At 68.3% G+C, this 23,133-nt stretch carries 24 protein-coding genes; 11 read left to right on the forward strand and 13 right to left on the reverse strand.

The window, feature by feature from the left end; translation table 11 throughout:
* The 3 genes from LK539_RS09965 to LK539_RS09975 form a co-directional block, all read right to left on the reverse strand.
* Window positions 1–471: a MarR family winged helix-turn-helix transcriptional regulator gene (locus tag LK539_RS09965; protein ID WP_307728964.1), complete on the reverse strand. Its 471-nt coding sequence runs from the start codon at window positions 469–471 to the stop codon at window positions 1–3.
* 186 nt (window positions 472–657) lie between these two features.
* Entirely contained in the window at window positions 658–2,040 is a 1,383-nt protein-coding gene (locus LK539_RS09970) for a DEAD/DEAH box helicase (RefSeq protein ID WP_227800761.1), read from the reverse strand.
* Window positions 2,041–2,410: 370 nt separating this feature from the next.
* Window positions 2,411–3,190, reverse strand: a complete 780-nt coding sequence (locus LK539_RS09975) for an inositol monophosphatase family protein (protein ID WP_227801135.1) — start codon at window positions 3,188–3,190, stop codon at window positions 2,411–2,413.
* Window positions 3,191–3,366: 176 nt separating this feature from the next.
* On the opposite strand from LK539_RS09975, the gene LK539_RS09980 reads away from it, so the two are divergent.
* Window positions 3,367–4,128, forward strand: a complete 762-nt coding sequence (locus LK539_RS09980; protein ID WP_227800762.1) for an RNA methyltransferase — start codon at window positions 3,367–3,369, stop codon at window positions 4,126–4,128.
* A gap of 13 nt (window positions 4,129–4,141) precedes the next feature.
* On the opposite strand, the gene LK539_RS09985 is transcribed toward LK539_RS09980, so the two are convergent.
* Complete coding sequence (locus tag LK539_RS09985; RefSeq protein ID WP_227800763.1) at window positions 4,142–4,762, reverse strand: DUF6058 family natural product biosynthesis protein; 621 nt, start codon at window positions 4,760–4,762, stop codon at window positions 4,142–4,144.
* A gap of 162 nt (window positions 4,763–4,924) precedes the next feature.
* On the opposite strand from LK539_RS09985, the gene LK539_RS09990 reads away from it, so the two are divergent.
* The 9 genes from LK539_RS09990 (at window position 4,925) to LK539_RS10030 (ending at window position 13,408) form a co-directional block, all read left to right on the forward strand.
* Window positions 4,925–5,443, forward strand: coding sequence for a twin-arginine translocation signal domain-containing protein (locus tag LK539_RS09990; protein ID WP_227800764.1), 519 nt, complete (start codon window positions 4,925–4,927; stop codon window positions 5,441–5,443).
* Window positions 5,440–7,062 carry a GMC family oxidoreductase N-terminal domain-containing protein gene (locus LK539_RS09995; RefSeq protein ID WP_227800765.1) on the forward strand — a complete coding sequence of 541 codons (1,623 nt, stop codon included), beginning with the start codon at window positions 5,440–5,442 and terminating at the stop codon, window positions 7,060–7,062. The genes LK539_RS09990 and LK539_RS09995 overlap by 4 nt, the downstream gene beginning before the upstream one ends.
* The gene (locus LK539_RS10000) at window positions 7,059–8,012 is read left to right on the forward strand and encodes a triacylglycerol lipase (RefSeq protein ID WP_227800766.1); all 954 of its coding nucleotides are present in this window, start codon (window positions 7,059–7,061) and stop codon (window positions 8,010–8,012) included. Before LK539_RS09995 ends, LK539_RS10000 begins: the two co-directional genes overlap by 4 nt.
* Window positions 8,013–8,082: 70 nt before the next feature.
* A complete protein-coding gene (locus tag LK539_RS10005; RefSeq protein WP_227800767.1) occupies window positions 8,083–8,853 on the forward strand; it encodes a response regulator in 771 nt (256 codons plus the stop codon).
* 84 nt (window positions 8,854–8,937) lie between these two features.
* Entirely contained in the window at window positions 8,938–9,411 is a 474-nt protein-coding gene (locus LK539_RS10010; RefSeq protein ID WP_227800768.1) for a phasin family protein, read from the forward strand.
* A 74-nt stretch (window positions 9,412–9,485) separates the two neighbouring features.
* Window positions 9,486–10,181 (forward strand): TetR/AcrR family transcriptional regulator, encoded by a 696-nt coding sequence (locus LK539_RS10015; protein WP_227800769.1) that lies wholly within the window; start codon window positions 9,486–9,488, stop codon window positions 10,179–10,181.
* 28 nt (window positions 10,182–10,209) lie between these two features.
* A complete protein-coding gene (locus LK539_RS10020) occupies window positions 10,210–10,752 on the forward strand; it encodes a TIGR00730 family Rossman fold protein (protein WP_227801136.1) in 543 nt (180 codons plus the stop codon).
* A 129-nt stretch (window positions 10,753–10,881) separates the two neighbouring features.
* Entirely contained in the window at window positions 10,882–12,252 is a 1,371-nt protein-coding gene (locus tag LK539_RS10025; protein ID WP_227800770.1) for a DUF1800 family protein, read from the forward strand.
* A gap of 1 nt (window position 12,253) precedes the next feature.
* Window positions 12,254–13,408, forward strand: coding sequence for a DUF1501 domain-containing protein (locus LK539_RS10030; protein ID WP_227800771.1), 1,155 nt, complete (start codon window positions 12,254–12,256; stop codon window positions 13,406–13,408).
* A 3-nt stretch (window positions 13,409–13,411) separates the two neighbouring features.
* On the opposite strand, the gene LK539_RS10035 is transcribed toward LK539_RS10030, so the two are convergent.
* The 9 genes from LK539_RS10035 to LK539_RS10075 form a co-directional block, all read right to left on the reverse strand.
* A complete protein-coding gene (locus tag LK539_RS10035; protein ID WP_227800772.1) occupies window positions 13,412–13,795 on the reverse strand; it encodes a response regulator in 384 nt (127 codons plus the stop codon).
* 64 nt (window positions 13,796–13,859) lie between these two features.
* The gene (locus LK539_RS10040; protein ID WP_227800773.1) at window positions 13,860–14,957 is read right to left on the reverse strand and encodes a diguanylate cyclase; all 1,098 of its coding nucleotides are present in this window, start codon (window positions 14,955–14,957) and stop codon (window positions 13,860–13,862) included.
* The gene (locus LK539_RS10045) at window positions 14,954–17,677 is read right to left on the reverse strand and encodes an EAL domain-containing protein (protein WP_227800774.1); all 2,724 of its coding nucleotides are present in this window, start codon (window positions 17,675–17,677) and stop codon (window positions 14,954–14,956) included. The genes LK539_RS10040 and LK539_RS10045 overlap by 4 nt, the downstream gene beginning before the upstream one ends.
* Window positions 17,678–17,681: 4 nt before the next feature.
* On the reverse strand, window positions 17,682–18,119 hold the full coding sequence (locus LK539_RS10050; RefSeq protein WP_227800775.1) for a phosphate ABC transporter substrate-binding protein: 438 nt from the start codon (window positions 18,117–18,119) through the stop codon (window positions 17,682–17,684).
* An 8-nt stretch (window positions 18,120–18,127) separates the two neighbouring features.
* Window positions 18,128–19,402 (reverse strand): hypothetical protein, encoded by a 1,275-nt coding sequence (locus tag LK539_RS10055; RefSeq protein WP_227800776.1) that lies wholly within the window; start codon window positions 19,400–19,402, stop codon window positions 18,128–18,130.
* A gap of 180 nt (window positions 19,403–19,582) precedes the next feature.
* A complete protein-coding gene (locus tag LK539_RS10060) occupies window positions 19,583–20,104 on the reverse strand; it encodes a M48 family metallopeptidase (RefSeq protein WP_227800777.1) in 522 nt (173 codons plus the stop codon).
* Window positions 20,105–20,220: 116 nt separating this feature from the next.
* On the reverse strand, window positions 20,221–20,547 hold the full coding sequence (locus LK539_RS10065; protein WP_227800778.1) for a KGG domain-containing protein: 327 nt from the start codon (window positions 20,545–20,547) through the stop codon (window positions 20,221–20,223).
* Between the two features lie 127 nt (window positions 20,548–20,674).
* Window positions 20,675–21,241: a hemerythrin domain-containing protein gene (locus tag LK539_RS10070; RefSeq protein WP_227800779.1), complete on the reverse strand. Its 567-nt coding sequence runs from the start codon at window positions 21,239–21,241 to the stop codon at window positions 20,675–20,677.
* 202 nt (window positions 21,242–21,443) lie between these two features.
* Window positions 21,444–22,475: an NADP-dependent oxidoreductase gene (locus LK539_RS10075; RefSeq protein ID WP_227800780.1), complete on the reverse strand. Its 1,032-nt coding sequence runs from the start codon at window positions 22,473–22,475 to the stop codon at window positions 21,444–21,446.
* A 102-nt stretch (window positions 22,476–22,577) separates the two neighbouring features.
* Between LK539_RS10075 and LK539_RS10080 the strand changes: the two genes are divergently transcribed.
* Window positions 22,578–23,120 (forward strand): YaeQ family protein, encoded by a 543-nt coding sequence (locus tag LK539_RS10080; RefSeq protein WP_227800781.1) that lies wholly within the window; start codon window positions 22,578–22,580, stop codon window positions 23,118–23,120.
* The last annotated feature ends 13 nt before the right edge of the window (window positions 23,121–23,133 follow it).

A 23,133-nucleotide genomic window follows, 5' to 3' on the forward strand; every position in this document is an offset into this window, starting at 1 on the left:
TTACTTGTCGCCGCTGAGCTGGGCGAACAGGCTGGATGTGTCCTCGATCCGGGCGCGCGCGGGTGCGCCCAGCAGCATGCGGCTGACGTTGTCCACCACCACGCTTGCGTTCGTCACCAGCTCGCTGCCGGTGGGCGTGATGATGGCGTAGCCGACGCGGGCGTCGCGCGGATCGCTCTGGCGGCCGACCAGGCCGATTTTTTCCAGCGGCAGCAGCGAACGGGTGACGCCGGAGGCGGTGAGTCCCAGCTTTTCCGCCAGGTCGACCCGGCGCAGGCGCCCGCCCGGCGCCCGCTGCAGGCTGAGCAGCAACTGATAGTCGGCAAAACTGATCCCGTGGTGGGCGCCAAGGGCGCTGTCAAGACGCCGCGACACGGTCGCCCATGCGCGCGCCATGCGCAGGCAGAACTCGCTGGTCGGACTGTCGAGCACTCCGCCGCTGTCGCCAGTGCCATCGTTCATGTCGGTCATGCTCACTCCTTGAGAGATAGTTGATCACTCAAATATATACCGAATATCGACACTTGGCAAGTCTTTGAGTAATCAAGTATCGAGATAAAAAAAGGGCCAGGGTGCAACCACAGGAAATCTAACAAGCTTTCCCGTACATTGCACGCTGACCCTTGGGGCGGGCAGGTATCTGCCCGGAGCTGTCGCTTAGCGGTCGCGGCCGCCCTGGCGTGGGGCGGAGCCGGAGCGCGGGCCGCGGTTGGCGCTGTTGCCGTTGCGGTTGCCGCCGTTGCCAGCCGCCGGACGGCCGCCGTTGCCGTTGCCGGCGCCGGCAGCGCGCGGCTGGCCGTTGCCGCCACGGCTGCCGCCCGGACGGCCGCGGTTCGGGTGGCCCGGGGCGCCGCTGCGCAGCTGGATCGGTTGCGCCTTCGCGGTCGGGTCCGGCTCGAAGCCCGGGATCACCTGGCGCGGCAGGGTCTGCTTGATCAGTTTTTCGATGTCCTTCAGCATCTGGTGCTCGTCCACGCACACCAGCGACACGGCTTCACCGGTCGCGCCGGCGCGGCCGGTACGGCCGATGCGGTGCACGTAGTCTTCCGGCACATTCGGCAGGTCGTAGTTCACCACGTGCGGCAGCTGGTCGATGTCGATGCCGCGCGCCGCGATGTCGGTCGCCACCAGCACCTGCAGGCTGCCGTCCTTGAACTCGGCCAGCGCCTTGGTGCGTGCCGACTGGCTCTTGTTGCCGTGGATCGCCATCGCGCCAATACCGTCGCGGCCCAGCTGTTCGACCAGCTTGTTGGCGCCGTGCTTGGTGCGGGTGAACACCAGCACCTGGTGCCAGTTGTTTTCCTTGATCAGGTGCGACAGCATCGGGTGCTTCTTGTCGCGGTCGACCGGGTGGATCTTTTGCGCGATCACTTCCACGGTCGAGTTGCGGCGCGCCACTTCGATCGATTGCGGGTTGTTCAGCAGCTTGTCCGCCAAGGCCTTGATGTCGTCCGAGAAGGTGGCCGAGAACAGCAGGTTCTGGCGTTTCGGCGGCAGCAGGGCCAGCACCTTCTTGATGTCGTGGATGAAGCCCATGTCCAGCATGCGGTCGGCTTCGTCCAGGATCAGGATGTCGATCTGCGACAGGTCGACCGTGCGCTGGCCGGCATGGTCGAGCAGGCGGCCCGGGGTCGCGACCAGGATGTCGACGCCCTGCTTGAGCAGCTTGATCTGCGGGTTGATGCCGACACCGCCGAAGATCACGGCCGAATTCAGGTTGGTGTACTTGCCGTACAGGCGCACGCTTTCCTCGACCTGGGCCGCGAGCTCGCGGGTCGGGGTCAGCACCAGGGCGCGGATGGCGCGCGGGGCGGTCTTGTTCTTCAGCGTCGAACCGATCTTGTCGGTCGAGAGCAGCTGCAGGATCGGCAGGGTGAAGCCGGCGGTCTTGCCGGTACCGGTCTGGGCGCCGGCCAGCAGGTCGCCGCCATTCAGGACCATCGGAATCGCCTGGGCCTGGATCGGAGTCGGATTGGTGTAGCCTTGTTCAGTTACCGCGCGTACGATCGCGTCGGACAAACCGAGAGTAGAAAAGGACATAAATTCTCAATAAAGGTCGGCCCGTCGCCAAAAAGTGGCGCCAGTCCAGGAACATCGGATTAGTCATGCAGGCTCGGCTCCGATGAGGGAGCCGCTACCCGGGCGCTGTCGCCCACAAGGCGCACAGCCGGGATTATAGAGGAGTTTGTTTCTCTATGGAAAGTTTATGACCGGGACCTTCCAGCTGGTGACGCGGGCAAGGGTCTCTAAAACGCCTCGCCCGGAAGCACGGGGTGTATTTTACGCGAAATCGCGCAGTCCAGCCTTAGAGCGCCTGACAAAACCCCCAGGGCAAGGCGCATCGTCGAAGACAGTACGCTAGTACGGCGAGACGATGCAACGCAGCCATGGGGGGAATTGTTAGGTGCTCTTAAGCGAAAGCGGCGAGCAGCGGCACCATGGCGCCGAACACCTTCGGGCCGGCGGCGATGATGTCGCCCTTGTGCAGGTATTCCGATTCGCCGTTGAACTCGCCGACGATGCCGCCCGCTTCGGTCACCAGCAGGGCGCCCGCCGCGATGTCCCACACCTTCAGGCCCTTCTCGTAGTAGCCGTCGATGCGGCCGGCAGCCACGTTGGCCAGTTCCAGCGCGGCCGAGCCGCCGCTGCGCACGCCGTGGCAGCGCGAGGCGACGACTTCGTACATGCGCAGGTATTCGGCGAGCGCGCGCGGATCGGCGCCGTGGCCCGAGGACAGCAGGGCCTTGCCGATGCGATCCTTGCTGCTCACGCGGATGCGCTTGTCGTTCAGGTAGGCGCCGGCGCCCTTGGTGGCGGTAAACAGGTCGTTACGCACCGGGTCGTAGACCAGGGCATTGGTGATCACGCCTTTCTGTTGCAGGGCGATCGAGATGCAGTAGTTGGGGTAGCCGTGCAGGAAGTTGGTGGTGCCGTCGATCGGGTCGATGATCCACACGTTTTCGCTCTCGTCATTCAGGTTCTTCGAGGCGCCGCTTTCCTCCGCCAGGATGGCGTGGTCAGGGTAGGCCTTCAGCAGCGTTTCCACGATCGCCTGTTCCGACGCCTGGTCGATGTCGGTAACGAAATCGTTGTGATTTTTTTCAGAAATGGTGATGCGATCGAGATCGAAGGACGCGCGGTTGATGACGGTGGCGGCGCGGCGAGCGGCCTTGACGGCCGTGTTAAGCATTGGGTGCATAAGGCTTTCCGTGGAAAAAACGCGAACGCCCACCACGCATCGAAGCGCCGTGAACGGTCTGCTGAATAGAGAATGACAAAGAGCAAAGCGGTGCCGAACCCGTTACAATCCGGGACTTTCCAGCCCTGAATCACAACAGCCCGCACCGCGCGTTGCCGCTATTTTAAATGAACCCGACCGAAATCAACACATCTCTCTTCAAACGGCTTCGATTTGTGCTCGTCGAAACCAGCCGGGCCGGCAATGTGGGCTCGGTGGCGCGCGCCATGAAGACGATGGGATTTTCCGATCTGGTGCTGGTCGCGCCGCGCTGTGCCGACCCCTTGACGGACGCGGAAGCGGTGGCCTTTGCCAGCGGAGCCGGCGACGTACTGGCCGGGGCGCGCATCGTGGGCAGCGTCCAGGAAGCGCTCGAGGGCTGCAATTTCGCCGCCGCCGTGTCGGCGCGCCTGCGCGAGTTTTCGCCGCCGGTGTGGACGCCGCGCGCCTTCGCCAGCCACGCGGCGGGGCAGGCCGAGCTGCGTCCGGCGCTAGTTCTCGGCAACGAACGGGTCGGACTGCCGAACGAGATCGTGGAGGGCTGCAACGTCCTGATCAACATCCCGTCGAATCCCGACTACTCCTCGCTCAACCTGTCGCAGGCGGCCCAAGTGCTGGCTTACGAGGCGCGGTTGGCCGCCACAGGCGACACGGTCGAAGACCGCGGCGTCGGTTTCCACGGCGACGCCGCCAGCGTGACCCAGATCGACGGCATGTACGCACACCTGGAAGAAGCCCTGGTGGCGGTCGGTTTCCTGAATGCGAACAATCCGAAGAAGTTGATGCCGCGCCTGAAACGCCTGTTCTCGCGCACCGGGCTCGAAACCGAAGAAGTGAACATCCTGCGCGGGATTGCGCGCGCCATCCTCGAGCGCGCGCCCAAAGCATAAGCTTGCGGGTTTCCTAGGGTGTCGGCAGGCCGTAGCGCAGGCGCATCGCGTCGACGTAGCGGTGGCGCGAGCTGCGCGCCCGTTCGTGCGGTGCGAAAGGCGTACTGGCGCGGTCGAGCAGGTCGACGGCTTGGCGCAGGCGCCCGCGGTCCGGCTGTGCATTGTCAATCGCCGTCAGTTCCTTGATCATACAGATCGCCAGCTCCTTGGCCGCGATATCTTCCGGCAGGCCGGAGCGCGTGCACAGGCCATAGGTCCCGGCCAGGAAGTGGCCCCATTCGTCGCGCAGGTGCGCGTCGAGGCCGTCGCCAAGCGTCGGGTCGGTCGTTGTTAGCGGCAGAGAGGCCAGTGCAGTGCGGTAGCGCCGCGCGAAGATAGTGAACGGGTCTTCCGCGGTCGCTTCCAGTACGCCAATCCATGAGGGATAACCGGTGGCGTAGTACTCGATGCTGGCCTCTTCGTCATGCTCGCCGAAGAAGGACACGCAGCGCAGTGCGAGCCGGATGCGGTAGGACGGCCGCGGCATGCCGCCACCCTCGGTGAGGGCGTTGAGCCGCGCAGAGGTGATGCCGCTGGCCGCCAGCAGCTGGGCGCGGGTGAGGAAGTGCTGTTTGAGGTAGTCGAGGAGTTCCATGCCGGGCATGCTACCCACTCGAGCCGGTGGAATGCTTCGACCAGGATCGAAGCTTTCGGTATGGGCGAAGAGCGAAGGCGCTGCCTAGACTGCTTCCTCTAGTTTCCCGCTCGGACCGGATTTTCCTTTGACGTACACTAGGAAAAACACAAGAGGCAGCACATGGGGACATCACGACGGACTTTCCTGAAAGCCGGTGGCCTGGGCGCGCTCGCGCTGGCAGCCAGTGGCGCGCTGTACCGCGCTACGCATACGGCGCCACCGCACCACTTTGCGCTCGACGGCGAAGCGCGCGCGGCCCTGCACGCGATCGCGCCCGCGATCCTGGCGGGCGCGCTGCCGGGCGGCGAAGAACGTGAAGCGGCGCTGAACAGCACCATCAAAGGCGTGCACGCGGCCATCCTCGGCCTGCCGCCCGCCACCCAGAAGGAAGTACAGGACCTGTTCGGCCTGCTCGCGCTGGCGCCGGCGCGGCGCCTGCTCACCGGCGTGTCCGGCGGCTGGGAGGGCGCACGCGTCGACGAGGTCAGCGCCTTCCTGCAGGACTGGCGCCTGCACCGCCTAGGCCTACTGCGCAGCGCCTACCACGCGCTGCACGACCTGGTGCTGGGCGCCTGGTACGCGCAGCCCGCCAGCTGGGCCGCCACCGGCTATCCGGGACCGATGAAGGAGCTGTCGTGAGCACGCCGATCATCCCCGACCCGATCCACGCCGGCATCGCCAAGGGCTGGAAGATCATCGATGCCGCCACGCTTACCAAGGACCGCACGCTGGAAGCCGACGTCGTCATCGTCGGCAGCGGCGCCGGCGGCGGTGTCACGGCCGAGATCCTGGCGCGCTCCGGCCTGTCCGTGATCGTGGTGGAAGAGGGCGCCCTGAAATCCTCGAGCGATTTCAAGATGCGCGAGGCCGAGGCCTATCCCGGGCTGTACCAGGAGTCGGCCGCGCGCAAGACGGCGGACAAGGGAATCAACATCCTGCAGGGCCGCACCGTGGGCGGCTCCACCACCGTCAACTGGACCTCAAGCTTTCGCACGCCGCCCGCCACGCTCGACTGGTGGCGCCGTCACTATGCACTCCCTGACGCAAGCCCCGAGGCGATGGCGCCCTGGTTCGCGATGATGGAAGCGCGCCTGCAGATCGCCGACTGGCCAGGGGCGCCCAACGAGAACAACGACATCCTGCGCCGCGGCGCCGGCAAGCTCGGGATTTCGACAGGCCTGATCCGGCGTAACGTCAAGGGCTGCTGGAACCTGGGCTATTGCGGCATGGGCTGTCCGACCAATGCCAAGCAGTCGATGCTGGTGACCACCATCCCGGCCGCGCTGGAGCAGGGCGCGACCTTAATTACGCGCGCTCGCGCCGAACGTTTTGTGTTCCAGGGCGAGCGCGCCGACGAGCTGCTGTGCCAGGGACTCGACGCGGCCGGCGTCCATCCGAACGGCCGCAGCCTGCGCCTGCGCGCGCGCCACTACGTGGTGGCGGGCGGCGCGATCAACTCGCCGGCGCTGTTGCTGCGCTCCAATGCGCCCGACCCCAGCGGCCAATTGGGCCGGCGCACCTTCCTGCACCCGACCGTGATCTCGGCCGCGTTCTTCCCGCAGCGGGTGGAGGCCTGGGCCGGGGCGCCGCAGACGGTCTATTCCGACCACTTCCTGGCCGGTGCGCCGGACGGCCCGATGGGCTACAAGCTGGAAGCGCCGCCGCTGCACCCGCTGCTGCTGGCCACCACCATGAACGGCTTCGGCGACACCCACGCGCAGATGATGCGCGACTTCCCCCATTTGCATGGCATGCTGGCGCTGCTGCGCGACGGCTTCCACGAGGATGCGCCAGGTGGCAGCGTGCGCCTGCGCGGCGGCGGCAGCCCGGAACTCGACTATCCCTTGACGGACTACCTGTGGGACGGCGCGCGCCGCGCCTTGCTTTCCATGGCCGAGATCCAGTTCGCGGCCGGCGCGACGGGCGTGCAGCCGGCCCACGAGATGGCGCGCCGCTATGGCAGCTGGCGCGAAGCGAAGGCCGCGATCGCGGCGCTGCCGCAGGGCCTGCAGCTCACGCGCGTGGCCTCGGCCCACGTGATGGGCGGCTGCGCGATGTCGGGCGACGAGCGCCTCGGCGTGGTCGCGCCCGATGGGCGTTACCGCGGCCTGTCCAATGTGTCCGTGCATGACGGTTCGCTGTTCCCGACCTCGCTCGGCGCCAATCCGCAGCTGTCGATCTACGGCTTCACGGCCAGGCTGGCCAGCGGCCTGGCGGCCTCGCTCACGGGCCGGCCGGCGGCCCGGCTGGCGGCATGAGCGCGCGCCGTCTGCTCCAGCTGATCCTGCTCGTGCAGGCGCTCGCGGCCCTCGGCATCGGCCTGGCCGCAGTGCAGATCTTTGGCGCCAGCCGCTGGCAGGGCCTGGCCGCGGGCCTGGGCAGCGTGGTGCTGGTACGCCTGTGCATCAACGCCAACAACTTCCTGATGAGCGCACGCTTCGCCAGCCCGACGCCCGAGGAATACCGGGTCCGGGGCCTGGGCGCGCGCCTGCGCCTGTTCTGGGAAGAGTTCAGCGCCAGCATGCTGCAGTCTTCCTGGACCATGCCGCGCGCCAGCGCCTGCACCCGCATCCATTCCGGCTCGACGGCGCCGCCGGTCCTGCTGCTGCACGGCTACGGTTGCAACAGCGGCTACTGGTCGCAGCTGCTGCCGCGCCTGGACGCCGCCGGCATCAGCCACGCGACGGTCGACCTCGAGCCCCTGATGGGCGACATCGACGGCTACGCGCCACTGGTCAAGCGCGCGGTGGACAGCCTGCTTGCGGCCACCGGCGCCAGCAGGGTCGTGATCGTCGCGCACAGCATGGGCGGGCTGGTCGCGCGCGCCTGGATGCGCGCCTGCGGCACCGGCAAGGTCGCACGCGTGATCACGCTCGGTACCCCGCACCACGGCACCTGCCTGGCCGCCTTCGGCCTGGGCCTGAATGCCGCCCAGATGAGAAGGACCCTGCGGGACGAGCCGCCCGAATGCGCCTGGCTGCGCCGTCTGGCGCAGGGTGAGGATGCGGCGGCGCGCGCCCTGGTCACCTCGATCTTCTCGCACCAGGACAACATCATCGCTCCCCAGACCTCGAGCGAGTTGCCGGGCGCACGCAACCTCGCCGTCGGCGGCGTCGGCCACGTGGCGCTCGGCCGCAACCGGCGCGTGCTGGACATCGTGATGGAGGAGCTTGCCGCGGTGCACGGGCAGGGAGAAGCGGTTCATTAGCGTGCCGAACAAGGTGTATTTACGCGCGGCGTGTTAAAGTAAGCTCAACGCCGAAAACTGGAGCGCCCACGTGGCCCGCATCCTGATCATCGAAGACAACCCAGCCAACGTTGAGCTGATGGCGTTTCTGCTCACCGCCTATGGCCACACCGCCGTCAGTGCCCCTGACGGCGCGCGGGGCCTTGCTGCTGCCCGCAGCACACCCCCCGATCTCGTCGCCTGCGACGTCAACCTGCCCGACATGAACGGCTTCGCGGTATTGGCCGCGCTCAAGGCCGAACCGGCCTTGTCCGGCATCCCGGTGCTGGCCGTGACGGCGCTGGCCATGGCCGGCGACCGCGAAAAGGTGCTGGCGGCCGGTTTCGACGGCTACATCAGCAAGCCGATCGAACCGGACAGCTTTGTGGCCGAACTCGAAGCCTTCCTGCCCACCGCACTGCCGCCAGCGCAGCCGGCGCGGCCGACCGTGCTGCTGGTCGACGACGACCCCTTCATGCTGGCGGTGCTGGCCGACATGCTCGGCGACGAGCCGCTGCGCGTGCTCAGCGCATCGTCCGGGCCTGACGCGCTGGCGCTGCTGGCGCGCGAACCGGTCGAGGTGATCCTGTGCGACCAGGACATGCCCGGCATGCGCGGTACCGAGCTCATGACGCAGGTGGCCGCGCGCCACCCGCGCACGGTGCGCCTGATGCTCAGCGGCCAGCAGGACCTGGCCGAGATCGAGGCCGCGCTGCACGCGGGCCTGGCCGACGCCCACTACGCCAAGCCGGTATCGGCGGCCAGCTTGCGCGAACACGTCCGCGCGGCGCTTGCGCTGCAGCGCAGCCGCTCCCGCGAATGAGGCGCGGGCGCCGACAGCGCCTTTAGAAGCCCCGTTCTACCGTGCCTGCCTACAATGGCCGCACGAGGAAAACGAGGAACGGACATGAGCAAGAAACTCCCCGCAGAGGACGACGACGAAGCGCTGGCCAGAGCCGTGCGGACGTCGGCCCAGCAGATCTGGCAGGCGGGACTCGGGGCCTTTGCCAAGGCCCAGGAAGCGGGCGAGGGCGGCCGCTCGTTCACGCGCCTGGTGCGCGACGGCAGCGTGCTGGCCCGGCGTGCGCGCGAAGTCGAGGAAGCCACCGGAACGGTGGCGCGCGCCGCCGAGCGCGCGGCCCGGCGCAGCAGCGGTTCCTGGGGCAAGCTGGAACAGGTGTTCGAGGAGCGCGTGGCGCGCGCCCTGGCCACCATCGGCGTGCCCGCCGCCAGCGAGGTCGAGGCGCTGCGGCGCCGCGTCGACGAACTGGAAATGATGCTGGCCGAGCTGGCCGGGCGCCTGCCCGCAAGCGACGCACCGAAGAAACGCACGCGGCGCGCACCGAAGCCTGGCCCGGCCGACGAGGACGAAGGGGCGTGAAGCCCGCCGCGATGCTGTCTCATTGACAGCATTTGGTGTTATCCTCGCGGCTGGAATCACAAACTTCGCCCTTCATGCAACAAAAAGCTCCGCGCCGGACCCGCGAACGCATCCTCGAGCTCTCGCTCAGGCTGTTCAACGAGTTCGGCGAGCCGAACATCACGACGACGGTCATCGCCGAAGAGATGAATATCTCGCCCGGCAACCTGTACTATCACTTCAGGAACAAGGACGACATCGTCAACTCCATCTTCGTCCAGTTCGAGATGGAGATCGAGCGCATCCTGACCGTGCCGGCCGGGCGCCGCTCGAACATGGAAGACGTGTGGCTTTACCTGCACCTGATGTTCGAGCTGATCTGGCGCTACCGCTTCTTCTACCGCGACCTGAACGACCTGCTGTCGCGCAACCGCAAGCTGGAGCTGCACTTCAAGGCGATCCTGGCCCACAAGATCAAGGTGGCGCGCCAGCTGTGCGAGGACCTGCGCAGCGAAGGCTCGCTGGAAGCCTCCGACCAGCAGATCGGCGCCATGGCGACCAACATGGTGGTGGTGGCGACCTACTGGCTGTCCTACGAATACGTGCGCAATCCGCGCAAGTACAGCGAGCAGCAGGCGATCGCCGACGCGCTGGCGCGCGGCTGCTACCAGGTGCTGTCGATGGTCGGCCCTTACCTGCGCGGCGACACCCGCCTGCTGTTCGAGAAGCTGTCCGAGGAATACCTCAAGAAGCTGTCCGCCGAGGCGAAGCCCGGCGCCGATTTCCTGTAACGATTTACATCATTTATCCGGTTTCATGATGAAGACCCTGGCCGTCTATTGCGGCGCCTCGCACGGCGTCAACCCTCTCTACACCGATGCCGCGCGCGCCTTGGCCGCGGCCCTGGTCGACCACAACATCGGCCTGGTCTACGGCGGCGGCAAGGTCGGCCTGATGGGCGTGATCGCCGACGAAGTGCTGCGCCTGGGTGGCGAAGCCACCGGCGTGATCCCCAAGGCCCTGGTCGAGCGCGAAGTCGGCCATGCCGGCCTGACTCGCCTGTTCGTGGTGAAGGACATGCACGAGCGCAAGGCGATGATGGCCGAACTGTCGGAAGGCTTCATCGCCATGCCGGGCGGGATGGGCACGCTGGAAGAACTGTTCGAGATGCTGACCTGGGCCCAGCTCGGGATCCACGCCAAGCCGGTTGGCCTGCTCAACGCGGGCGGCTTCTGGGACGGCCTGGTGGCTTTCGTGCGCCACCAGAGCGCAGAAGGCTTCGTGCGGCCCGAGCACCTTGGCCTGATGCGGGTCGAGGCCGATCCGGATGCCTTGATCCGCAGCCTGCGCAGCGGCGCCTGAGGCGCCGGCGCGGCCCAGGGGCAGGGCATGGCAGTTTGAAAAAAGTTGGAACTATTCCAGGCCGAGCCGGGAATAGGAGGATGTGCATACGTTCCCGCGACCGCAAGCCCTGCAGCGAAGGCCCCGCCCATGCTTCCTGAATCGATTGCCCTGAACCGCTTCGGCCTGGGCGCCCGCCCCGGCGAGCAGCCGCCTGCCGACCCGCGCCGCTGGCTGCTGTCCCAGTTCGACGCCTACGACCCCTTGCCCGCGCCCTGGCGTCCCATCCCGCGCAGCAGCCGCGTCGCCGCCGAATGGGTTGCCCAGCAGCGCGAAATACGCAGGACTCCCGAGGATGGGCGCAGCGCCGTGCGCGAGGCCTGGCGCAAGAGGGAGCAGGAGGGCTACCGCAGCGCCATCGGTGCCCGCGTCGCCAGCGCCCTGCAGACGCCCACGCCGTTTGCCGAACGCCTGGTGCATTTCTGGTCCAATCACTTCGCCGTCTCGGTCGACAAGAACCCGGTGACGGGACTGGCCGGCAGCTTCGAGGCCGACGCCATCCGTCTCCACATCCTGGGCCGCTTCGAAGACCTGCTGCTGGCCGCGGTGCGCCATCCGGCCATGCTGGTGTTCCTGGACCAGGCCCGTTCCACCGGCCCGGACAGCCCGGCCGGGGTGCGCGCCCGCCAGCGCCAGCGCAACAACGTGGGCCTCAACGAAAACCTGGCGCGCGAAATCCTCGAACTGCATACGCTCGGGGTGCGCAGCGGCTACACCCAGCAGGATGTCACCGAGCTTGCGCGCGCGCTCACCGGCTGGACCCTGCCCGACGACGGCGACAAGGCGCCGGTCGCGGACGACGTGGCGCCGTTCCGCTTCGCGCCTTACCAGCACGAGCCAGGCGAGCGCCGCGTGCTGGGGCGCAGCTACGCGGCCGGCGGCGAAGAGCAGGCGCGCGCCATCCTGCGCGACCTCGCCGCGGCGTCCAGCACGGCCGAGCACATCGCGCTCAAGTTGGCGCGCCATTTCGTCGCCGACGAGCCGCCCGCCAGCCTGGTGCTGCGCCTGGCCGCCGCTTTCAGAAAGACCGGTGGCGACCTGCCCAGCGTCTACCGCGAACTGGTGCTGGCGCAGGAAGCCTGGGCCCCGGGTCCCGGCAAGTTCAAGTCGCCCTGGGATTGGGCGGTGTCGAGCCTGCGCGCGCTCGAGCGCCGCGAGATGCCCCCGCAGCAGGCGGCCAACCTGATGAACCAGCTGGGCCAGCCGGTCTGGCGTCCCGGCTCGCCCGCCGGCTGGGGCGACGGTGCCGGCGCCTGGGCCGCGCCCGATGCGCTGCTGCGCCGGGTCGAGGTGGCGCAGCGCTTCGGCGCCCAGGCAGGCGCCACCATCGATGCGCGGCGCCTGGCGCCAAGCGTGCTGCCCGGCCTGGCCGAGGGCACGCGTCAGGCCATTGCCCGTTCCGACAGCCCGGCCACGGCGCTGGCGCTGCTGCTGGCTTCCCCCGACTTTCTGAGGAGGTAAGATGGCTTTGCACCGACGTGCTTTCCTGGCCGGGGTGGCCAGCCTCGCGGCGGCCCCGCGCGTGGCCTTCGCCCAGGTCGCTTTGCCCACCGAGCGCCGTTTCGTCTTCATCATCCAGCGCGGCGCGGCCGATGGCCTGAACACAGTGATTCCCTACGCCGATCCGGCCTATGCGGAACTGCGCGGAGCGCTTGCGATCGAGCCGCAGAGCGCCATCAGGCTCGACGGCACGTTCGCGCTGCATCCGTCGCTGTCCGGGCTGGGGGCCCTGTACCAGGCCGGCCAGGCCAGCTTCTTCCATGCGGTCGCCTCGCCCTACCGCGAGCGCTCGCACTTCGACGGCCAGAACATCCTGGAGACCGGCGGCAGCGCGCCGTATGCCTTGAAGGACGGCTGGATGAACCGCATGGCCGGCCTCCTGTCGCCGCGCGGGAAAGAGGCGATCGCGTTCGCGCCGACGGTGCCGCAGGCGCTGCGCGGCGCCTTGCCGGTGGCGTCCTACGCCCCGTCCGGGTTGCCCGAGCCGAACGAAGACCTGATGGGGCGCGTGGCCCAGCTCTACGCGGGCGATCCGCAGCTGCACGCGTTGTGGTCGGCGGCGCTCGCCGCGCGCGGCATGGCGGGCGGCCTGGATGGACGCAAGGGCGGCCAGAAGCCGGAAGACACCGGGCGGATGGCGGCCGGCTTCTTGGCGCGGTCGGATGGCCCGCGCATCGCCATGATCGAGACCGGCGGCTGGGACACGCACAGCGGCCAGAACGGCCGCCTTGCGGGCCAGCTGCGCAACCTGGACGAGCTGGTCAAAGGCTTGCGCGAAGGCCTGGGGCCGGTGTGGGACCAGACCGTGGTGCTGGTCGCGACCGAGTTCGGGCGCACCGCCGCCGCCAACGGCACCGGCGGCACCGATCACGGCACCGGTGCGGCGGCGATGCTGGCGGGCGGCGCGGTGCAGGGCGGACGGGTACTGGCCGACTGGCCGGGCTTGCGACCCGCCGACCTGCTGGAGGGCCGCGACCTGCGCCCGACCCTGGGCCTGGATACCCTGATCGCCCAGGTCTGCGCCGAAACCTTCCGGGTCGAGCCGGGCAAGGTGGCGCGCGCGCTGTTCCCGGACCTGGTGCGGGGCAAGGGCTTGCCGCGTCTGCTGAAGGCCTAGGCCCTAGCAGAAGCCGTGCCGCCCCAGGGCGGCCTTGAGCGCGTGCCGGAACTCGCCGAAGTCGAGCGCCTTGTGGACGTATTCGATCGCGCCCAGCTCCTCGGCGCGGGCACGGTCGGTGAACAGGGACGATCCGGACAGGACGATCACGGGCAGGGGCAGGCCGGCGCGTTCGCGCAGGCGCTGCATGAGTTCAAAGCCGTCGACGCGCGGCATCTTGATGTCGACCAGCAGCAGGTCGAACGCCGCCTCGCCGGCCAGGCGCTGCGCTTCCTCGCCATCGGCCGCCACCACGATGCGGTGTGCGATGCTGCATTCCTCCATCGCGCGCCGGGTCAGGGCCACGTCGAGCATCAGGTCGTCGACCAACAGTACATTGATTGCCATGCCGCCATGCTAGCAAAGCGCATGTGCGGCCGCCGCACGATAATGGCTGGGCCGATGCCGGCCTTCAGGCCAGCACGATGCGGTCGCGCCCGGCCTCCTTGGCCTGGTACAGCGCCTTGTCGGCGCGGCTGATCGCATCGGCGAAGGGCTCGCTCGCGCCGCGGGCGGCCAGGCCCGCCGAGAAGCTGATGCGGCGCTTTTCGACGCCCGGCACCGGCATGGTGTGCACGCGCTCGGCCATCCGCTCCAGCACCATGCGCGCGTCGTCCAGCGTGGCGTCGGGCAGCAGCAGCAGGAATTCCTCGCCGCCCCAGCGCGCCAGCACGTCGTTGGCGCGCAGGCAGGAGCGCGCAGTGGTCGAGAAGCTGCGCAGCACGGCGTCGCCGGCGGCGTGACCGTATTGGTCGTTGACCCGCTTGAAGAAGTCGATGTCGAGCAGGGCGATGCAGCTGCCGCGGCCTTCAGGCTGGCGCCGCTCCTCGGCCGCGAGGACTTCGTGCATGTGGCGCCGGTTCACCAGCGAGGTCAGGTCGTCGACCGTGGCCAGTACCCGGATCGTGTCGAGCGCTTCGCTCAGCTCGATGCGGCGCTGCTTCAGGCGCGAACGCAGCTTGCTCATCTCGACGCTCAGCACCGAGGTGGAGAGCAGGGCGCCGGCCAGGTAGCCGAAGGTAATCGCCTCGGTCACCGGCGGAAAATGCGCCGGGTCGGTCGCCTGCAGCCAGAACATGGTGCCGCCCATGCCGGCCAGCGCCACGACCGCCAGCAGCAGGGTCTGGCGCGGACGGGCGGCAAACATGCAGAACACGATCACCACCACTGTCATTACCAGCATGGCCGTGCGCAGCGGTCCGGAGATCGCATACGCCACCATGCTGCACACCAGCGAAAACACGGCCTGCGACACGGCCAGCTGGTCGGGCCTGAGGCCGATGCGGCCACTGGCCCGGATCAGGAGGTAGAAGCAGACCGCGCCGCAGCCGCCGTAGCCGATCAGCCGGTGCGCCGCCACCGGGTCCGTCATTCCCTCGGCCACCTGGGCCAGCAGCAGCACGATGCAGGCCACGTACAGGATGCAGGTCGCACCCCAGTACTGCAGCATCCGGCGCAGGCCGGGGTCGTTACCGATCAGCAGGACAGCGAGGTGGCGCAGCAGGGTCATGGCAGCTCCAGCGGGTGATTGGGGACGGGCGGTGCGGCGGCCAGCAGTTCGGCGATGCGTTCCGGCGGCACCGGGCGGCTGAACAGGTAACCTTGCATCTCGTCGCAGTCGTTGGCGCGCAGGAAGGCGCGCTGCTGTTCGGTTTCGACGCCTTCGGCGATGACGCGCAGGTTCAGCTTGTGGCCGAGCGAAATCACGGCCATCGCGATGGCCTGGTCATCCGGGCTGTCAGCCAGGTCGCGCACGAAACTCTTGTCGATCTTCAGGCGGCTGATCGGGAAGGACTTGAGGGCCGACAGGCTGGAGTAACCGGTGCCGAAGTCGTCGATCGAGAGCGACAGGCCCATGTTCTTCAGTTCGCGCATCTTGTCCACCGCGCGCCCCAGGTCGCGCATGATCGAGCTTTCGGTGACCTCGATCTCCAGCCAGGCGGGCGGCAGGCCGCTATCCTGCAGGGCGCCGGCGATGCGCTCGACCAGGCGCTTTTCCTCGAACTGGCGGGCCGACACGTTCACCGAGATGCTCAGGGGCGGCAAGCCGGCCGCGCGCCAGGCCTGGGCCTGGGCGCAGGCGGTGCGCAGCACCCATTCGCCCAGCGGCACGATCAGGCCGCTCTCTTCGGCCAGGCCGATGAAGCGCAGCGGCGAGATCATGCCCTGCTCGGGGTGGTTCCAGCGGATCAGGGCCTCGACCCCGAACATGCGGCCGCTGCGCAGGTCGAGCTTCGGCTGGTACAGCAGCTGGAACTGGCCGGCGTCGTGGCCGCGGGCGGGATCGCCGCAGGCTTCCAGCGCGCTGCGCATGCCTTCCAGCAGCACCAGCTTCTCTTCCACGCTGGCGTTCATCTCGCTCGCGTAGAACTGGAAGCTGTCCTTGTTCTCCTTGGCGCGGTACATGGCGGCGTCGGCGTTCATCATCAGGGTGTTGGCGTCCCCGCCGTCGCGCGGGTAGAGCACGACCCCCATGCTGCAGCTGACCTGCACTTCCTGGCCCCCGACCTCGACCGGTTCGGTGACGGCCTGGCGCACCTTTTCCAGCAGCGGCGTGATCGCCATCGGGTCGCCCGACAGGTCGGGCAGCAGGATCACGAATTCGTCGCCGCCGAAGCGCGCCAGGGTGTCGTTGCGGCGCAGGCAGCGCACCATGCGCTCGCCAACCACCTTCAGCAGTTCGTCGCCGGCGTTGTGGCCGAGGCCATCGTTGACCAGCTTGAAGCCGTCCAGGTCAATGAAGGCGAGGCCGACCGCGTTGCCCTTGCGCTCGGCGTCGCGGATGGCCTGGCCGAGGCGGTCGCGCAGCAGGCTGCGGTTCGGCAGGCCGGTCAGCTCGTCGTGGTGGGCCAGGTGGCGGATGCGCTGCTCGGCCAGCTTGCGCTCCGTGATGTCGCGCACGATCGCCACCACGCCGCCTTCGACCGGCACGATCTGGCGGTGCAGCCAGCGGTTCAAAACCGGCGCGAGCTCGGCCAGCCATTCGGCTTCGCGCGCCACGCCGTCGCTGGCGACTGCCGCCAGGTCGGCGAACACGCCCAGGCCCAGGTAGCTGGGCAGCAGCACCGACATGTGCTTGCCCTCCATGTGCGCCTTGGGCAGGCCGGTGAGCTGTTCGGCGCGGGTATTGGTGGTCTCGACCAGGAAGTCGATGACCGCGCCGCTGTCGTTGCGCACGGTGCGCAGCACGAAGAAGGCGTCCAGGCTGCCTTCGGAGGCGGCGGCATAGGTTTCCTGCGCCAGCCGCTCGCGCCGGCGCGCCTTGGCCAGCTGCCAGGACCAGGCGCTGACCAGGGTCACGAGCAGGATCAGGACTGCGGTGCCGGCGCTTGCGGCCAGCAGCCAGGTGCGACGGCGGGCGCGGAACTCGGCCATCTGCTCGGCCTCGGACAGCCCCACTACCGCCACCAGCGGGAAGCCGCCCAGGGCGCGCGTGCTGGTGTAGCGCAGCTCGCCGTCGATGGCGCTCGGGGTGAGTCGCACGCGGTCGGCCTGGTCCAGGTCCAGGCGCTGGCCCCAGGACACGTATTCGCCGCTGCGCGCCGCGCGCACCACGCCGTCGCTGCCGGTGACGCCCAGCAGGCCGTGTTCGCCCAGGCGCGAACGCTCGTAGGAACTGGTGAAATACGCCGGGTCGAGCGCCACCGTGGCAACCCCGGCGAAGCGGCCGGCGCCGTCCTCGATGCGGCGCGAGAACACCACGTGCGGCTCGCGCCGGCCGATGGTCTGGCTCACGAAAGGAAGGTCGCGGTCGTGTTCGCGGTGCCAGGTGAACCAGGTGGCGCGCGAGACGTCGCCGCCGATGCGCGTGTGCGGATTGCTGGCCAAAACGCGTCCATCAGCGCCGACGAGCGCCACCTGGAACACCAGGCCGGGCGGCAGCAGGCCCTTGGCGCTCATCGCTTCCAGGGCGGCGCCGGGGCCGTTCATCTCGACCGCGTACTGCAGCACGCGCAGGGTCTGGTCGATGCCGCTCAGGCTGCGCGCCATCTGGGCTTCGTAGGTGTCCACCAGTTCGCGGGTGGCTTCCCCGGCCGCTTCGTGCGCTGCGCGCTCTTCGGCGCGGATCATGTGCAGGGCCGCGCTCCAGAGCGCGGCCACCAGCAGCAGCGCGAACAGCGGCAGGGAGATGTGGGTTTCCAGGCCGCGCCCGAGCCAGCGCACCAGCGCCGTGCGGCGCGTGCGGCGCTCCGGCGGCTGGGCAGGGACGGAAGGGGCGAGGGTGTCCATGGGCTCAGCGCAGTATTAGCACCGGGCGCACGCTGGCGTCGAGCGCGGCGCGGTCGATGTAGCCGATCATCGACGGGTTGTCGGCCACCATGCGGCGCACCGCGGCGCTGTCGGCGGCTTCGCGCGGCGGCTGGCCGCGGCCGGTGAAGACCATCTTCGACCAGTGCGCCTTGAGCAGGGCCGGCGACTTGCCGGTGACCTGGGCGTAGAACTGGTTGCGCTCCAGCGTGCCGAGGCGCTGGTCGAGCGCGACCGCCTCGAGGCCGTCGGGAAAGCGACCGGCCTGGCCGAGGAAGATTGCGGCGACCTGGTCGCCGGACAGCGCCGGCAGCGGATTGCGCGCCGAGACGATCACGACCAGTTCGGCCGACGCGGTACCAGGCGCCACCTGCGCCAGCAGCAGGGCGGCGGCGGCCGCCAGGTGTCGGATGCGGATTGCCATCGTCCGCCTCAGAACACGAAGTCGAGCGCCACGCTTGCCACGTGCACGGTCTGGCCGAAGCGGAAGCTGAACGGCGTATTGATGAGGGTGCCGCGCGACCCGTCGGTCGGGCGGACGCGGTCGTACTGGAGCTTCAGCGCAGCATCGGTCGCGAGGTCCCAGCGCATCCCGGTGCTGACCGTGGTCTGGATCGGAATCGTTGCGAGGTAGATGTTCAGTCCGGCATTGAGCGCGGCCGCCAGCGGGCGTGCCTGCGGCGGCAGGCTGGCCAGCGGCAGGCCGGGGTCGCGGTTGGCGCCGTGGGCGCGCACCTTGGAAAAGCCCAGGTAGGGCGTCAGGGTGGTGAAGCGGTAGCCACCGCCGGCATACATGGTGCTGGTCCTGCCCAGGAGAGAATGGGTGTGGGCGTGGCCGGCCTCGGCACTCACGAACCACTGGCCCGGATCGTAGCTGAAGCCGGCGCTGGCCATGCTCACGCGCTTGTGCTCGATCGCGTAGCGCGCAGCCAGCGCCTGGCCCTGCGGACCGAAGGCGCGCAGGGCGGTGAAGACCTCGGTGCCGATCCCGGTCGTCAGGTGCGCGGTGAGCGCCGACAGGCGCACGCTCAGCGGGCCGTGCTCGATCCCGTGCGACAGGCCGGCGATGCCGTGCGCTTCCAGCCGGCGGTCCAGGTACAGGTGCCTGTCGGTGCGGCCGAAGAAGGCCTGGGTGGCGTGACGGGTGTCGCCGACGCTCCAGCGCCAGGTGGCGTCGACGCCGTCGCTGCTGGAGATCGGCAGGGCGCCATAGACTTCGACCGGCGGACGGATCCAGGGCATGGTGTAGCCGACCTTGCGGTAGTCGGCCGCCAGGAACACCGGCAGCGCGATGCGGCCGATGCGCAGCGCCAGGTCCGGGCTCGCCTGGTATTTGATGTTGGCCCACTCGACGCGCGGGCGGTAGTTGCCTTCCAAATTCTGTTCGCTGACCACCTGCAGCACGCCCGACCAGCGTCCCAGCGCCAGGTCGAGCTGGGCGCCCAGGCGGCTGTCCACGTCGGGGCTCCAGCGCTCGCTGCGGCCGGCGCCGTTGGCGTGCATGACCGTCGAGGTGAAGTCGGCGTCGCGCACGCTGGCGTGCACCGCCCCCAGGGTGCCGAAGCCGGAGAATTTCCAGCTTGGCGCGGCGGCGTCCGCGGCGTCGGCGGCCGCGGTGGCCGCGGTGGCCAGCAGGCCGCAGGCAAGCACGCCGCCACGCAGGGCAGCCGGAAGGGGATTGCCGGAGAAAGTAAACTGGTACGCCATGATGTCAGATTGCGGCCGGAACGGCACGGAAGAGCGAGGGCTGCCCGCACGGGCATGCGACGTTCAGACTTTACCTAACGCAACAATGAAAGTCGAGATATTTACAAAAGGCAACGAACCAATCTGACAATCGTTGTTGTTCGATGGCAACGAAAGAACTTGAACAGACGGCTGCGCGGTTCAGGGCGCTTCCTCGCTCCATAAGCGGCGGCCGCCCAGGTTGAGCCAGGTGAGATAGAGCCGCAGGTCGAATTCGAGCTGGTGGTAGGCCGGCTCCATCCAGCAGCACAGTTTGTAGAAGGCCTTGTCGTGTTCCTTTTCCTTGAGGTGGGCCAGTTCGTGCACGGCGATCATGCGCAGGAAAGGGAGCGGGGTGTCGCGGAACACGCTGGCGATACGGATCTCGCGCTTGGCCTTGAGGCGGCTGCCCTGCACCCGCGAGACGGCGGTGTGCAGGCCGAGCGCATGCTGCACCACGTGGATCTTGCTGTCGAAGGCGACCTTGGATACGGGATCGGCCTGGCGCAGGTAATCGTCCTTCAGTTCCTGCACATAGCCGTAGAGCGCCTTGTCGGTGCGGATGCCGTGCGCCGCGGGATAGCGTTGCAGGAGGACGTCGCCGAGCTGGCCGGCGTCGATCAGCTGGCCGACCTGGGCCAGCAGGTGCTCGGGGTAGGCGGTGAGGTAGGGAAGTTTGCGCATAGGGGGCGCAATGTAGCACGAGGACGGTCGAGGCCTGTGCGGTTGCCCCCCGGGTAGACGGCGCCCCTCGGCGCCGTGGTGTGAATGCCACGCTGCTTGGATCGAGGGAAGGCGTGTCAGCTTTCCTTTTCTCCTTGCCGGTTGCCGGTGTTCTTGGCCGCTGCCGCTGCCCGCTGTGCCGACTGGCGGCTTTCGCCGCCCTTGCGTCCGATGTCGGCCATGTGCGCGCGGTTGCGGCTGACTGCCTCGCCGCCTTTCTGGCCGGCGCGGCGTGCTTCTTCGGAGTCGAACTCGTGTGCGGTGCCCTTCTGGTGCGCCGCCTGTCCGCCCTTGCTGGCGATCTCGCGCTGCTGGTTCTGGTCCATCGCCGCGAAACCGCGCTTGGCGGGCTGTCCGCCGCTCTTCTGGGCGTTGCCCTTGCCGTTCTCTTTGCTTGTCGCCATGTCGCTCTCCTTGTGTGCCCTGAGGTGGTCAAAGTCTTCGATCGGGAACCCGCGAGCGCCTTATGGATGCGCTCGTGCCGTTTAGAGGGAAGGCTGGAGCGTTAGTTCCTTCACGCCGGGACCGGCGCTAGCGTGGCCGCGAGCGCCGCTCGCGCAGCCGTCCGGTCGCGCCGTGCAGCAGCCCGCGCGGCTCGCAGCCGTCGATGGCCGGGGGCTGCTCAAGCAGGCTCGTTTCGAGCTCGGCGCGGCGCGCGTGCAGCCGCAGTCCCAGCGCCAGCTGGTCGGCGCCGGAGCGGGCCAGCGCCGGGAACAGCAGGTTTTCCTCGAAGGCGACGTGACGCTCGACTTCGTCGGCCAGCACGGCCACGCTGACGTCGAAATACGCATCGTCGGGGAACAGAGATTCGAGCTGCTCGACCAGCTCGCGCATGCTGTCGTGTTCCAGCGCCGCGTCCTCGAGCAGCTTGTCGTCGACCGCAGCGCGCAGCACCGGGTAGAACAGTTCGTCCTCGAGCAGGGCGTGCATGGCGAGCGCGTCGCACAGGTCGTCGACCACGCGTTCGCGCTCGGCCTCTTCTTCGCGGTCGAGCATCGCGAAGGCGTGGAACAGGGCGCGTACGTGGGCGTGGTCGGCGCGCAGCTGGGCCAGGATGCCGCCGGGCGGCTCGGGTGCGGGGGCGTCGTGCGCAGGCATGGCGCTACCCCCGCGCGCCTTGGTCGGCCAGGCCGGTGGCCGATTGTGGTAACTGAGCCATGTTCACCTCGCAACGATTTAGGCAGGCTAAATCGACGTAGACGCGCTATATGAGGATAAGTTCAGCGAATGTGAATGGCAGGCGGCGCAGATCAAGAGGTGGGCCGGGAGGTACGCTCCCGGCCGTGCCAGGCGGGGCGAATCAGGCGTCGGCCACCTTGAGCACCAGCTTGCCCAGGTTCCTGCCTTCGAACAGCATCAGGAGCGCCTCTGGGAAGCGCTCGAAGCCGTCCACCACGTATTCCGTGCTCTTGACGCTGCCTTCCTGCATCCAGCCTGCCAGCGTGGCCACGCCCTCGGCATAGCGCGGCGCGTAGTCGAACACCACCATCCCTTCCATGCGCGCGCGGTTCACCAGCAGCGACAGGTAGTTGGCCGGCCCCTTGACCTGGCTGGTGGCGTTGTACTGCGAGATCGCGCCGCAGATGACAATGCGCGCCTTCATGTTGATGCGGGTGAGGACGGCGTCCAGGATGTCGCCGCCGACGTTGTCGAAATAAACGTCCACGCCCTGCGGGCAGTGCTCCTTCAGGCCGGCGTGGACCGAGCCGGCCTTGTAGTCGATGCAGGCGTCGAAGCCGAGCTGCTCGACCACGAAGCGGCACTTGTCTTCGCCGCCGGCGATGCCGACCACGCGGCAGCCCATCTTCTTCGCGACCTGGCCGACTGTCATGCCGACCGCGCCGGCCGCACCCGAGACCACCACGGTCTCGCCCGGCTTCGGCTGGCCGATCTCGCGCAGGCCGAAGAAGGCGGTCATGCCGGGCATGCCGAGGGTGTTGAGCCAGGCCGTGAGCGGGGCGGCGGCCGGGTCGATTTTAGTGAAGGCGGCGGTCTTGTCGTCGGCCGGGCCGGACCAATAGCGCTGCACGCCGGTGCCGCCCGCGACGTAGTCGCCCACCGCGAAGCGCGGCGAGCGCGAGGCCACCACGATGCCCAGACCCCCGGCGCGCATCACTTCGCCGATCGCCACCGGGCGTATGTAGGATTTGCCCTCGTTCATCCAGCCGCGCATGGCCGGGTCGAGCGACAGGTACAGCACCTTGACGACGATGCCGCCGTCCTGGGCTTCGGGAACCGCCTCTTCGTGGAACTGCCAGTCTTCGTTCCTCGGCAGGCCGAGCGGGCGGGCGGCAAGGCGGAACTGCTGGTTCGGGGGGAATGCATTGGTCATGCGTGTCTCCATCAATAGTGATCAGCGTGACTATACATCCTCTCCCCCCGCCGTGCCGGGCCGTGCGACAATAGCGGGTTCACTCAGATAAGCATTTCACCCATGGCTCTCAAAGCAACCATCTACAAGGCCGACCTGTCGATTGCCGACATGGACCGCAATTACTACGGCGACCACAGCCTGACCATCGCGCGCCACCCGTCCGAGACCGACGAGCGTGTGATGATCCGCGTGCTGGCCTTCGCGCTGCACGCCGACCCGGCGCTGGTGTTCACCAAGGACCTGTTCGATGTCGAGGAGCCGGCCATGTGGCTGAAGGACCTAACCGGTGCCATCCAGACCTGGATCGAGGTCGGCCAGCCCGACGACAAGCGCCTGCTCAAGGCCGCCGGCCGCTCGGAAAAGGTGGTCGTGTACAGCTACAGCGCCACCAGCGACATCTGGTTCAAGGGCGTCAACAAGCAGATCGACCGGGCCAAGAACGTCTCGGTCGTGAACATCCCGAACGAGGCCAGCGTCCAGCTGGAGAAGATGGCAAAGCGGAACATGCAGCTGCAGTGCACGATCCAGGATGGCCAGGTATGGCTGACCGACGGCGTCGACACCGTGCTGGTCGAGCGCGAATACCTGCGCGGCGGACCCTGACGCTATAATTCCC

The sequence above is a fragment of the Massilia sp. IC2-476 genome, assembly GCF_020707295.1.
In the GTDB taxonomy this organism is placed as follows: Bacteria; Pseudomonadota; Gammaproteobacteria; order Burkholderiales; family Burkholderiaceae_D; genus Telluria.